Annotated in this window: 11 protein-coding genes and 2 riboswitches; all 11 genes read left to right on the top strand. The window is 34.5% G+C overall.

The window, feature by feature from the left end:
* Positions 1–27: 27 nt before the first annotated feature.
* The 11 genes from MKX45_RS07390 to mgtA all read left to right on the top strand — a co-directional run bounded on the left by MKX45_RS07390 (position 28) and on the right by mgtA (position 12,684).
* On the top strand, positions 28–1,953 hold the full coding sequence (locus MKX45_RS07390) for a glycosyltransferase family protein (protein WP_340816961.1): 1,926 nt from the start codon (positions 28–30) through the stop codon (positions 1,951–1,953).
* On the top strand, positions 1,943–2,353 hold the full coding sequence (locus MKX45_RS07385; RefSeq protein ID WP_340816960.1) for a hypothetical protein: 411 nt from the start codon (positions 1,943–1,945) through the stop codon (positions 2,351–2,353). Before MKX45_RS07390 ends, MKX45_RS07385 begins: the two co-directional genes overlap by 11 nt.
* A 101-nt stretch (positions 2,354–2,454) precedes the next feature.
* A riboswitch (TPP riboswitch) is annotated at positions 2,455–2,556 on the top strand.
* 80 nt (positions 2,557–2,636) lie between these two features.
* Positions 2,637–3,389 carry a hydroxyethylthiazole kinase gene (gene thiM, locus MKX45_RS07380; protein WP_057720618.1) on the top strand — a complete coding sequence of 251 codons (753 nt, stop codon included), beginning with the start codon at positions 2,637–2,639 and terminating at the stop codon, positions 3,387–3,389.
* A gap of 13 nt (positions 3,390–3,402) precedes the next feature.
* Positions 3,403–4,206 carry a bifunctional hydroxymethylpyrimidine kinase/phosphomethylpyrimidine kinase gene (gene thiD, locus MKX45_RS07375; protein WP_057720617.1) on the top strand — a complete coding sequence of 268 codons (804 nt, stop codon included), beginning with the start codon at positions 3,403–3,405 and terminating at the stop codon, positions 4,204–4,206.
* The gene (thiE, locus tag MKX45_RS07370) at positions 4,196–4,843 is read left to right on the top strand and encodes a thiamine phosphate synthase (protein ID WP_340816959.1); all 648 of its coding nucleotides are present in this window, start codon (positions 4,196–4,198) and stop codon (positions 4,841–4,843) included. The genes thiD and thiE overlap by 11 nt, the downstream gene beginning before the upstream one ends.
* A gap of 188 nt (positions 4,844–5,031) precedes the next feature.
* Complete coding sequence (dltX, locus tag MKX45_RS07365) at positions 5,032–5,163, top strand: teichoic acid D-Ala incorporation-associated protein DltX (RefSeq protein WP_003130223.1); 132 nt, start codon at positions 5,032–5,034, stop codon at positions 5,161–5,163.
* 24 nt (positions 5,164–5,187) lie between these two features.
* Positions 5,188–6,687 carry a D-alanine--poly(phosphoribitol) ligase subunit DltA gene (gene dltA / locus MKX45_RS07360; RefSeq protein ID WP_057720615.1) on the top strand — a complete coding sequence of 500 codons (1,500 nt, stop codon included), beginning with the start codon at positions 5,188–5,190 and terminating at the stop codon, positions 6,685–6,687.
* Positions 6,687–7,910 carry a D-alanyl-lipoteichoic acid biosynthesis protein DltB gene (dltB, locus tag MKX45_RS07355; protein ID WP_015426487.1) on the top strand — a complete coding sequence of 408 codons (1,224 nt, stop codon included), beginning with the start codon at positions 6,687–6,689 and terminating at the stop codon, positions 7,908–7,910. Before dltA ends, dltB begins: the two co-directional genes overlap by 1 nt.
* A gap of 43 nt (positions 7,911–7,953) precedes the next feature.
* On the top strand, positions 7,954–8,193 hold the full coding sequence (gene dltC / locus MKX45_RS07350) for a D-alanine--poly(phosphoribitol) ligase subunit DltC (protein ID WP_003130226.1): 240 nt from the start codon (positions 7,954–7,956) through the stop codon (positions 8,191–8,193).
* On the top strand, positions 8,183–9,469 hold the full coding sequence (dltD, locus tag MKX45_RS07345; RefSeq protein ID WP_015426485.1) for a D-alanyl-lipoteichoic acid biosynthesis protein DltD: 1,287 nt from the start codon (positions 8,183–8,185) through the stop codon (positions 9,467–9,469). The genes dltC and dltD overlap by 11 nt, the downstream gene beginning before the upstream one ends.
* 63 nt (positions 9,470–9,532) lie before the next feature.
* Positions 9,533–9,693: riboswitch (M-box (ykoK) riboswitch) on the top strand.
* Between the two features lie 258 nt (positions 9,694–9,951).
* A complete protein-coding gene (gene mgtA, locus MKX45_RS07340) occupies positions 9,952–12,684 on the top strand; it encodes a magnesium-translocating P-type ATPase (RefSeq protein ID WP_340816958.1) in 2,733 nt (910 codons plus the stop codon).
* Positions 12,685–12,712: the final 28 nt, after the last annotated feature.

Genomic DNA, 12,712 nt, shown 5'->3' with positions numbered 1-12,712 from the left:
TACCATTCTTTTTTTGTGGCTCCTTTGATGCTTAGCTCATTTTTTATCATTACGGATAGCGAAAAAATTCCGAATTCAGTTAGAAATTTGAGTATTCTCGGTGTCTTTGGTTTCCAGATGTATGGTTCCAATCGCTTAATCGTCTCCTTGACTTACCTCATAGGTGGGGAACATGCTGTTCCACAGTTATTTTCCTTCCGATTTTTAATTGCTATCTTCATTTTACTTTGTTGTGCTTTAGCTTATTATGTTTCAACAAAGAAGAGGTTAATTTATAAATTGGCAACATTGATTGCTTCTTTGTGGTTCGTTACATTGCCAATTATAACGATTCAATTCATTATTAAATTCTTGGTTGAACATGAGGGGTTTGATTTCTCGATTGTCAGTAATATGGATATCAGGTATCTGATCGTACCATTTATGCCAATCATGTATTTGAGTTTTTGTAAATTTAGTGGGATTGATGCCAAACAATTAGGAAAGATTATCAAATATACGGTTTATGTGCTCTTAGTTGTCTACATCGTTGCATTAATCGTTTATTCAGGAACTCAAGTAAATATTACCTTTAATTTTGCACAAGAAGGTTTCTTTAATAGCATTGAGCTTAATTATAATGTCTTTTTGGCACATTGGATAGAAGGATTGACTGTATTTTCTCAATTCGTCCTACCAATTATTGCTTTTGCTTTAGTTATTGGATATAAAGGAGAAAAATCAAAGAAAAAGATACTGTCATTAAAACCAATTTATGTATTAATACTGGTTGTTCTAGGAGTTTATGCTTATCTTTTCCTTCTTAATCCACCAACTAATTTTATTCATTTTAATAACAAAATTTTCAATAGTTATTTTGCGCTACAAATTTTTGAAGTTGTTGTGATTATGCTTTTGACAATCTATACAGGTTTGAAAAAATTTATCAGACCAAGAACGAAGATCTTACTATATATTGGTTCAAGCTTGCCTTTCCTCTATTTATATATTGTAAGATATCATTATTGGAAACAAAGCTATTTGGTTTTTGATATTTTTGACCGTATCAATTATATTTTCTTTATTTTTTCAGTTTTCGTATTTCTTTACTTTACGGTAGAAGCCGTTATTTTGTGGTATTCATATAATAAAAGACAAAAGATAACGGCATTAGATTTCAAAGATGAGAAAATAAAAAAACAATTTCATATTTACGTTTTGATTCCGTGTTTGAATGAAGAATTGGTTATTCAAACGACTTTGAAAAGTATTTTGAAAAATAATTATGAGAATTTGGTAGTAACTGTTATTGATGATGCAAGTGATGATCGGAGCTTAGAAAAAATTTCTGAAATTCAAGATTCTCGATTGAATGTTCTAAGACGTATTAAACCTAATGCGCAAAAAGGAAAAGGGACGGCTTTGAATTGGGCTTATTATCAAATTAGTGAGCAAATTCAAGAAGCTGGAATTGCTCCGGAGGATGTTCTTATTGCGATAATTGATGCCGATACAAAACTTGATAACAATTATTTTGAAAAAGTAAATATGGCTTTCAATCATGATGCAAAGCTTACTGGTTTGCAATCCAAGGTTCGTGTTACCAATTTGCTTAAAGATGCTTCACAAGACTTGGAATTTTCTGAAATTATCAATGCGACACAGATGTTTCGGACTTTGACCAATACAGTTGCTTTTGGTGGAAATGGACAGTTCTGTAAATTAAGTACTCTTCAGGCATTGAATGAAGACCCTTGGACAGATTCACTTGTTGAAGATTTTGATTTATCAACTCGTCTCTTTCTGTCAGATATTGAAGTTAAAAATGCTCAATTCGATGATATTTACATTGAACAAACAGGGATTATCAATGATAATGAGGCTTTGGTTAAACAACGAGTGCGGTGGGCACAGGGAAATATTCAATCTTCAAAATATTTTGCCGACGATTCGGTCAAAAAAATTGCAGAATAAACAGAAGTTTGAATTATTGATGACCTTACTGAAACCTTGGCTAATGGGAATTGAATATATTATTGTAATTTATACACTGATTATGATTGTTAATTCTGCTATCCTATCAGGGATTACTCAATCACTTAAAATTGTTGTTTTGCTTTTTATCGTGATGTCAATTTATATTATCTTTGTGAATTTTGTATGGGCTATTCTTTATAACAAAGGAAAATCTCAAGAAAAAACAAGGGTGTGGGATGTAGTGAAAGATACTGTTAATCTGACGAAATTTCTACTTATTTTAACTCAAATTTATCCGCAGTCAGCCATTCGATATTTCAACTCTAAAAATGATTGGGTAAAAACTAATCGGCAAGAAGAAAGTGTTGACCCTCATATTGATGAGCATAAAAAATAAGAAAAACCTGCCTTTTGGGCTAGGTTTTTTCTTTTGTAGATTTGCGAAATTAGTTTTTTTAGTTTATATATGTTAAAGTAGTTGTAGTTTTAAAAATAAATCAATCACACAATGGGTACTGGTAAAACTAAAATTACCGGTTGAGAAAGACCATCAGACTTGAACAGGTTAAGACCTGCGTAAGAATGTGTCCGAGTTTTAATTGTATTTTCTTTATGAAAATCTTTTAGCTTACTTTCTTATCATACTAGAGCCCTCCTTGTGTTAATAAAGGAGTTTTTTGATGTCAATTTTAGAAAAGATTCAAGAAAAACAACCACTTATCTTAAATTTAGCGAATTTTGTAACTCCACAAAGAGTTGCGGATGCGATTAGTTTTGCTGGTGGTTCACCATTAATGACTGCGGAAATTTCAGAAAGTGAAACTTTAGTTGAAATTGCAGATGCTGTAGTGGTTAATATTGGAACCATTTCAGAAAAGGATTATCCGCTTTTTTTGACTATTTGTCAGTTAGCAAATCAAAAGCACAAACCTTTAATTTTGGACCCAGTTGCTGTCAATGTCCCTTTTAGAGCAAATTTTGTCAAAAGATTAATACAAGAGGTGAAATTTGATATCATTCGTGGGAATTCAGCGGAAATTGCTTGGTTTGCTGATAAAGAAAGCTTGAACAAAGGAATTGATGCACTTGAGTCAAATTTAGAAGTTGAGCACGCGCGAGTTGCTGCTCAAAAAACAGGGGCAGTCATTATTCAAACTGGAAAAGTTGATGTTATTTCTAATGGGTTTGAGGAATTATTTGTTGAAACTGATAGTCCACTTTTTAAAATTAATGTTGGCTGTGGGGACATGCTGTCAGCAATTGTTGGAACTTTTGCGGCTGTATCTGATGATTTATTTAAGGCGGCTCATGAAGCGACAGAATTCTTCGGTGAATCTGGTGTGCAAGCTACTGAGCAAGTAGAAAATCTACCAGGAAATTTTGTGAATCGTCTTCTTGATAAAATTTATCAAGCGACGCAAGAGGTTATATAAGGGAGAAAAAGAAATGATTGATGTTTCTCAAGTTGTGACAATCGCTGGAATTGATTCTTCTGGTGGGGCTGGTATTAATGCTGACCTGAAAACTTTTCATAATCAAAAAGTATATTCGGCAACGATTGTGACAGGGTTGACAGCGCAAAATACCTATGGGGTACAAGAAATTTTACCGACAAATAAAGCTTTTATTTTGGCTCAATTTGACTCTGTATTTTCTGATTTGGAAATTTCGGCAGCTAAAACGGGGGCACTTTTTGATACTGCTCAAGTTGAAGCGGTAATTCAAGGCTTGAAAAAATATAAACCGAAGCATTTGCTGGTTGATCCGGTAATGGTGGCTAAAGGCGGGGCAATTCTTTTGACAAGAGAAGCCATTGATTTGATAAAAAATGAATTGTTACCTTTAGCAGAATTGGTCACTCCCAATTTGGAAGAGGCAGAGGTTATGTGTGGCTATAAAATTACTGACGAAAAGGAAATTTTAAAAGCCCTTCATGATATTCAAAAGTTAGGTGCTAAAAATGTGCTGATTAAAGGGGGACATGGCAATGGAGAACTGGTCAGAGATTATTTATTGATGACAGATGGTTCTGTTAGTACTTATGACTCTAAAAGATTACTGACAGAAAGAACACACGGAACCGGAGATACACTTTCTTCTTATATTACAGCTCATTTAGCTTTAGGAGAAGATTTAAAAGAAGTGATGCCAAAAGCTAAATTGTTTATTACTGAAGCTATTTCACAAACAATTAATGTTGGTCACGGTCATGGACCGTTAAACCATTGGGTGACAATTAATGAAAAATAAAATTTTAGACCTGAGGGCGTATTTTATTGCTGGCCCACAAGATTTTCCAAAACTTTCAATTGATGATGCAGTCGATAAAATTTCTGTAATCATAAAAAGTGGAGTAACGGTTTATCAATTTCGTGATAAGGGTACAATTTATAAAAATAAAAATCAACGATTAGAAGTAGCAAAAAGACTACAAGAAGTAGCTCAGAAAGCGGTTGTTTCTTTTATTGTGAATGATGATGTTGAATTGGCATGTGAATTGTCAGCTGACGGGATTCATGTCGGACAAGACGATGATTCTGTCAGTAAAATTCGCGAGCTGATTGGCCAAGAAATGTGGGTAGGACTTTCTGTCAGTAATGATATGGAATTAGAAAGCGCTCAAAAGAGTGGGGCTGACTATTTGGGAATTGGTCCAATTTATCCAACAAATAGCAAGTCCGACGCAGCAGAACCAATTGGGATTGACCATTTAAGAAAAATGCTTGAGCATAATCAATTACCAACTGTTGGAATTGGTGGAATTACTGAAAATTCACTGACAGAGCTTTCAAAAATTGGTCAGGGTGGAGTTGCGGTAATTTCTTTGCTGACAGAATCCAAAAATTACAAAAATATGGTTCAAAAAATTAAGCAAAATATTAGATGAAAAAGATGTTGTACCCTTAAAAATACAACAAAACAAAATGATTCCGTTTTCTTTTTATTATATAAATTAAACTTACACAAATGTAAGTTTTTTTTCTTTAATAAATGTTATAATCAGAGTCATAAATGATATGAGATTAACTGAGTATTCTAAAACCTCTTATTGATTTATATTTAAAAGGAGTTCCAATGGACAAGAAAAAAGAAATTCGTCTATTTTTGGCTAAAACAGTATTTTACTTTATAATTATTTTAATTCTGCTCTATCTTTATTCCTACAGTCATACTGGCGGAGCGCACTTTATCTATAACGAATTTTAGAGAGAATTATTGAAGGAATTAATTATGAAATTATTAGAACAAATTTTTGAAATTGCAAAAAATGAACCAGACCTTATCGTACTTGCCGAGCGTGAGCAGAAATTTACTTACCGTCAATTATTTGCCGCGGTTTCACATATCTCAGAACAAATCAATGAACGCAATTTGAATCAGCGCCCAATCTTGATTTTCGGTAAAAACGATTTTATCACTTTAGCAGCCATGCTTGCGACAAATTTAACTGGTCACGCTTATATTCCTGTTGATGCTCACACACCATTTGAGCGGACAGAAATGATTAAATCAGCAGCAAAACCAGCGGCGGTACTCACAACAGTTGAGTTGTCAGCAGATTTTGAAGCACTTTTTACTGACAGAATTTCTCTTGAACTTACTGACCAGATTTTGACTGACAAACTTCCAGCACTTGATTTTTCGAAAGCTGTTTCTGGAAATGACAGCAATTATATTATTTATACTTCTGGAACAACAGGAGTACCAAAAGGTGTTGAAGTCAGTCATGATAATCTTGTGACTTTCACCAATTGGATGAACAATGATTTTATGAAAATTGAAAATAATCAGATCTTGTCACAAGCCCTTTACAGCTTTGATTTATCAATTTTCAGCTTGTATCCAAGTCTTACAACTGGCGGAACATTAATTTCACTCTCACGTGACGAAACAACCAACTTCAAATTACTCTTTGAGCGTTTGAACAAAACGGTCATTAATACTTGGATTTCAACACCATCATTTGTTGATATTTGCTTATTGGACCCTTCGTTCACTGAGAAAGAACACCCTCAATTAGTTCAATTTATTTTCTGCGGTGAAGAATTAACAAAGAAAACAGCAGAAAAATTACTGACAGCTTTTCCGTCAGCAAATATATATAATACCTATGGTCCAACAGAAGCAACAGGAGCCATTTCGTCAGTGAAAATTACGAAAGAATTACTGACAGAAAATGATCGTGTCCCAATTGGTTTTGCCAAACCAGGTGTTGACTTAAAAATTATGGATAAGGAAATCATCATTGTTGGTGATTCGGTAGCCAAAGGTTATTTTGAAAATCCAGAAAAAACTGAGCAAGCCTTTTTCACAGTCGACGGAAAACCCGCTTATCATACAGGAGATGCCGGTTCAATTTCCGCTGACGGAATGCTTCGTTACCAAGGACGAATTGATTTTCAAGTTAAATTTAACGGATTCCGTATTGAACTTCAAGATATTGAAGCCAATATTCAAAACTTAAAAGAGATTGAAAAAGCAGTAGTCTTACCGAAAACGAATGACCAGCATAAAGTCACCGCATTAATCGCTTATTTAGAAACAGAAAAAAAATTTGAAGACCGTGCAGCCGAACGCGCCTTCACAAAAGAACTCAAAGCTGAACTTTCAAAAACAATTATGGATTACATGATGCCAACTAAGTTTGTTTATCTTAAAAAGTTCCCATTGAATCAAAATGGCAAAGTTGACCGCAAGGTACTCGCCCAAAAAGAGCGAGGTGACAACTAGTGCAACCCTATTCAACACCCTTTTACTTCGTGATTTTAGGACTTGCTTTAATTCCTATCGTTATTGCCCAGCTTCTGGGTAAAAAACTCATGTGGTATCAAGTCCTATTGACCATCGCTTTTCTTTGGCTGACATTTTCAGGAACAGTGACAATTTGGGCATTAATCGGCTTCGGAGTCTTCCAGACTATCATTGTAAAATTCTATGAGTGGTATCGAGTAAAACAAAACAAGAATCAGAGTTTCGTTTTCTACCTCATCATTCTGCTCTCTATTTTGCCATTAGTGATTGTCAAAGTGCATCCTCTGTTCAATCCAGGACCTGGACCAGGTTCAATTCTTGGATTCTTAGGAATCTCTTACATCAGTTTTAAGACAGTAGCCATGATTATGGAAATACGAGACGGACTTATTAAAGCCGTTCCTCTTAAAGAATTTCTATATTTTCTCTATTTCTATCCAACGATTTCATCAGGACCAATTGACCGCTTCCGACGTTTTGTTAAAGAACTAAAAGCGCCAGTTGTCACTGAGAAATACCTTGATTTATTAAATAAAGGAGTCTTTAGAATTTTCCAAGGTTTCCTTTATAAATTCATCATCGGATACTTGATTGACCAATATTGGCTACATGGCATTGCAATCTCTGCAACGATACACCCAAGCTTCTTGAATGTTTCATCATCAATGTATGCTTACGGACTCTATCTATTCTTTGATTTTGCTGGCTACTCGCTCTTTGCCATTGGTGTCAGCAATTTAATGGGATATGACCTCCCACATAACTTTAACAAACCCTTCTTAGCAAAAAATATTCATGATTTTTGGCAAAGATGGCACATGACCTTGAGCTTTTGGTTCCGTGACTTTGTATTCATGAGATTAGTGAAAACATTCATGGTTAAAAAATGGTCGAAAAATATGGTAACCATCTCAAATATTGGTTACCTCGCAAATATGTTACTCATGGGATTCTGGCATGGTTTAACTTGGTATTACATCCTTTATGGTTTCTACCACGCTATGTTAATGATTGGGTATGACGCATGGAAACGTCTGAAGAAACGTAAAAACTGGAAAATTCCAGATAATAAATGGACAAGTGCTATAAGTATTTTCATTACATTTAATCTAGTATTTATCAGTTTCCTTATTTTCTCAGGAATACCAAATCACATCATTATGCACTGCATAGATCCACATTTCCCACTTCCTAACTTCTAAAAGTGGTTAGGCATATCATAAAAAAACATTAGGAGAAACAAAAATGAAAGAACAAATTTTTGATATTATCGAAACCGTATCAGGCACAGACGAATTCCGTGAAGACTTAGACATGGATTTATTTGAAGAAGGAATTCTTGATTCAATGAGAGCCATCATGCTCATTGTTGAATTAGAAGGCGCTTTTGATATCAGTCTTCCACCATCAGAAATGGACCGTGAAGATTGGAATACAGCAAATAAAATAGCAGCACGCGTTCAGGAAAAAAAGGATGAAAATTAAAATTTTTAGAGCCATTGGCCCATTAATTGCAGCTTTAGCCCTTGTTGGCTTACTGATATTTCTCCCAATAAATGTTGGAATGAAATACTCAAAAGACCAACTTGTTAAATTTGCTCAATCACCCCTAAATACTCCAAGCTTTACAGGCTATTCAATTAAAAAACAAGCCTATTCAGACCCCGAGTTTTTACCAGTTCTTGGTTCATCAGAAATGGAACATGTGGATTCTTTTCACCCAAGTGCCTATTTCAAAAAATACAATTCTGGTTTTACGCCATTCTTAGTAGGACAACCAGGAACGACTACTTTAACCCACTTTTTCTATATGAACTCTGTGGCAAATGAGTTAAAAAATCGTAAAATTGTTTTTGTCATTAGTCCACAATGGTTTTCAAAACAAGGAATTGTTGAAAGTGAATTGAAAAACTTTGTATCCAAAGGTGAGATTTACGGTTGGTTAAAAGAAGCAGACCCTAAAGCAAATACCACCACCCAACTTGCAAAACATTTATTAAGATTTAGATCGCTTAAATCTGAAGAGACGATTTATAATTCTCTAGAACGTCTAGCAGATAAAAAACCACTGACCACTCTACAAAAAATGACTGTGGCGACCAATCTTCAATTTTGGCGAAAAGAAGATTTACTCTTCTCAAGTGTTTCACAATTCACAGCACAACCTCTTGGACTTACACCAAAAATTAATAAGTTTGCTAAAGAATTACCCAATGATCCAACCTCTGAAAACTTAGAAAAATTGGCAGTTGACCAAGGAAAAGATAGTTCAAATAACAATCCTTTCCAAATCAATAACCAAGTTTGGGATAGGAAAATAAAATCTAAATACAAACATCTTGAAAATTTTAAAAAGCATGTTACCTATTTAGAAAGTCCAGAGTATCAGGATTTTCAACAGCTTTTAAATGTGTTTGCCAAAAATAATAATGATGTTTTATTTGTTATTCAACCAGTAAATGGCTCATGGTCATCTTACACTGGAGTGTCAAAAGCAACACTCGAAAACTTCAGCTCTAAAATTAAAACACAATTGCGCAGCCAAGGATTTTATCAAATTGCTGACTTAACAGATATGTATAACACACCTTATGCCTCTGGTGATACTGTCCACTTTGGTACTAAAGGTTGGCTAGCTACAGACAAAGCGATTGAAAAATTCATGAAGACACCAAGTAAGGTCAACTATCATATTGATAATTCGTTATTTTTATCAAAAGATTGGGCAATGAATGGTGCAACAGAGTCTATCATAAATTAAATAATAAAAAAAGATTGACAAAAATAGAAAGAACAGTTATAATTATTTTGGTTATGCCATAAGCATAGCCGTCGGTAGGTGAGGCTACCGCAGGGATACGGGTTGCTGCCGCAGAGTCGTGGAGACACGATGAGAGGGCCAACAGTTCACGTCGAAAAACAAGGCGTGAAATAGTGCAACAACATCGCCCTGCGGAGCTAAAGCTTGAACGATAGCTTGTAACTGATTCGCTCTATAATAGTGATATCTTTTTTTGGAATTATTCCCTTGCCTGCGTTCAAGTTTTGTAGGCAAGGTTTTTTGTATTTAAAAAAGGAGGTGAAAAACGGAAATGGAATCCCAGACCATTAATAGTCCCGAGCCTGATGGCCGCAGATAATTAACGTGATAAGAGCAATTTTCCGTTTTTATCACCTTCTTTAAAGTGTCTAACGTTTGGGACTGTACACACAAAAATATTATAGAATATGAGGTACAGACCAATGAAAAAAATTAGAAAAACACTCGAAAACACAAAAAGAGCTACAACATTTGTAGATAACAATGAAATAAATGCAAGATTAGAATTTGCAAAAACTTCTACAAAAGAGGAGCTATTTCAAAAATTTAAAACATCAAATAAAGGATTAAGTGAAGAACAAGTAGAAATCTCTCGTGAACAATATGGAGATAATACGATTACGCGTGGTAAAAAAACTTCACTTATTAAACGGCTTTATCAAGCGTTCATAAATCCTTTTACCATTATATTGTTTGTCTTAGCATTAGTTTCAGCTTTTACGGATATTATCTTAGCAGCTCCTGGTGAGAAAAATCCACAAGGACTCATTATCATTACTACAATGGTTTTAATCTCAGGAATTCTGCGTTTCGTTCAAGAGACAAGAAGTGGAAATGCTGCTGAGAATCTCTTAAAAATGATTACAACGACGACAAACGTTCATAGATTAGAATCAGGAAGTCAAGAGATTCCTATTGAAGAAGTTCTCGTAGGCGATATTATCCATCTATCAGCTGGAGACATGGTTCCAGCAGATCTTAGGATTATTCAAGCAAAAGACTTGTTTATCAGCCAAGCCTCTTTAACTGGTGAAAGCGAACCAGTAGAAAAACTAGATTTAGCTACTGATGAAAAAGATGATTCAATCACAGAATCAGTAAACCTAGCCTTCATGGGTTCAAATGTCATTTCTGGTAGTGCTTATGGAATTGTAATTGCTACTGGTGATACGACCATTTTTGGTGAAATGGCAAAAAGTGTAACCGAAGACTCAACTCAAACAACTTTTGAAAAAGGCGTTAACTCAGTTTCATGGGTCCTTATTCGCTTTATGTTAGTTATGGTTCCATTTGTCTTGTTGATCAATGGTTTCACTAAAGGTGATTGGATGGAAGCCGCACTATTTGCTTTAGCAGTTGCTGTTGGTTTAACACCAGAAATGTTACCAATGATTGTGACAACTTGCCTAGCAAAAGGTGCAGTCACAATGTCAAAAGAAAAAACAATCATCAAGAACCTAAACTCTATTCAAAATCTAGGTTCAATGAATATTCTCTGTACTGATAAAACTGGAACATTAACACAAGATAAAGTAGTATTAATGCGTCATTTAGATATTCATGGGCAAGAAAATATTCGAGTATTAAGACATGGATTTTTGAATAGTTACTACCAAACTGGTTTAAAGAATTTAATGGATTTGGCAATTATCGAAGGAGCTGAAGCCAAGCAAGATAAAAATCCTGAACTGGGTGGTCTAAGTAGTAAATATACAAAAGTTGATGAAATTCCTTTTGATTTTGAAAGACGTCGGATGAGTGTTGTAGTAAAAAGCAATACTAATGGAGCGACTTCAAAAACGCAAATGATTACTAAAGGTGCAGCTGAAGAAATGTTAGACATCTGTACTTTAGTCGAAGATAAGGGAAATGTTGTTCATTTAACTCCTGAACTCAGAGCATACATTCTGAAAAAAGTTGATGAACTTAACGAAGAAGGAATGCGCGTGATTTTAGTCGCTCAAAAAACAAATCCTTCACCAGTAGATACATTTTCGGTTCAAGATGAGTCTGAAATGGTGTTAATGGGTTATCTTGCCTTTCTTGATCCACCTAAAGAATCTACAGCAAAAGCAATCAAAGCACTCAATAAATATGGAGTATCAGTTAAAATCTTGACTGGTGATAACGATAAAGTTACTCGTTCAGTTTGCAAACAAGTAGGACTTCCAGTTGATAAAACTATTTTAGGTTCTGGTATCGACCAATTAGATGATAATGAACTGGCAAAGGTTGCCAAGGAAGCTTCTGTTTTTGCTAAGTTATCACCTCAACAAAAAGCCAGAATAGTAACAACACTTAGAAATTCAGGAAATAGTGTCGGCTATATGGGAGATGGTATTAATGACGCAGCAGCAATGAAATCATCTGACGTTGGAATTTCAGTAGATAGTGCTGTAGATATTGCCAAAGAGTCAGCTGATGTAATTTTGTTAGAAAAAGATTTAATGGTTCTTGAAAAAGGAATTATTGAAGGAAGAAAAACCTATGCTAACATGATTAAGTATATAAAAATGACAGCAAGTTCTAACTTTGGTAATATGTTCTCAGTTCTAATCGCTAGTGCATTTTTACCATTTATCCCAATGCTATCTATTCATATTCTCTTACTTAATTTAATCTATGATTTCTCTTGTACCGCTATTCCTTGGGATAATGTCGATGAAGAATATTTAGTTGTTCCAAGAAAATGGGATGCAAGTTCTGTAAGTAAATTCATGTTATGGATTGGACCAACAAGTTCCGTATTCGATATTACAACTTATCTTCTAATGTTCTTTGTGATTTGTCCAGCAACATTTGGACCATTTAGCTCTCTTGTTCCTGGAAGTGCAGCTTATATTGGATTTATCGCGCTCTTCCATACTGGTTGGTTTGTTGAATCAATGTGGACTCAAACCTTGGTTATCCATATGATTCGTACTCCTAAAATTCCATTTCTACAAAGTCGTGCTTCGGCTCCACTAACAATCTTAACTTTCATGGGAATCATTGGACTCACAATCATTCCATTCACAAGCTTTGGACATTCAATTGGTTTAATGGCTTTACCAATTAACTTTTTCCCATGGCTAATTTTAACTGTAGTGATGTATATGATGCTTGTCACTATATTTAAAAAAATATTTGTTGCAAAATACGGTGAATTACTTTAAATAAAAAATAAAAGTGGTGATAATTTAT

The sequence above is a fragment of the Lactococcus sp. FSL W8-0209 genome (genome assembly GCF_038006585.1).
GTDB classification, from domain to species: domain Bacteria; phylum Bacillota; class Bacilli; order Lactobacillales; family Streptococcaceae; genus Lactococcus; species Lactococcus lactis.
The sequence above is the reverse complement of the archived record's forward strand: the minus strand, read 5'-3'. Positions and strand labels throughout refer to the sequence as shown.

Excerpts from the sequence above, each read along its gene's own strand:
- thiM (WP_057720618.1), top strand. The coding sequence starts at position 2,637 with ATGTCAATTTTAGAAAAGATTCAAGAAAAACAACCACTTATCTTAAAT.
- mgtA (WP_340816958.1), top strand. The coding sequence starts at position 9,952 with ATGAAAAAAATTAGAAAAACACTCGAAAACACAAAAAGAGCTACAACA.
- MKX45_RS07390 (WP_340816961.1), top strand. The coding sequence starts at position 28 with ATGCTTAGCTCATTTTTTATCATTACGGATAGCGAAAAAATTCCGAAT.
- thiE (WP_340816959.1), top strand. The coding sequence starts at position 4,196 with ATGAAAAATAAAATTTTAGACCTGAGGGCGTATTTTATTGCTGGCCCA.
- dltC (WP_003130226.1), top strand. The coding sequence starts at position 7,954 with ATGAAAGAACAAATTTTTGATATTATCGAAACCGTATCAGGCACAGAC.
- dltA (WP_057720615.1), top strand. The coding sequence starts at position 5,188 with ATGAAATTATTAGAACAAATTTTTGAAATTGCAAAAAATGAACCAGAC.
- thiD (WP_057720617.1), top strand. The coding sequence starts at position 3,403 with ATGATTGATGTTTCTCAAGTTGTGACAATCGCTGGAATTGATTCTTCT.
- dltD (WP_015426485.1), top strand. The coding sequence starts at position 8,183 with ATGAAAATTAAAATTTTTAGAGCCATTGGCCCATTAATTGCAGCTTTA.
- dltX (WP_003130223.1), top strand. The coding sequence starts at position 5,032 with ATGGACAAGAAAAAAGAAATTCGTCTATTTTTGGCTAAAACAGTATTT.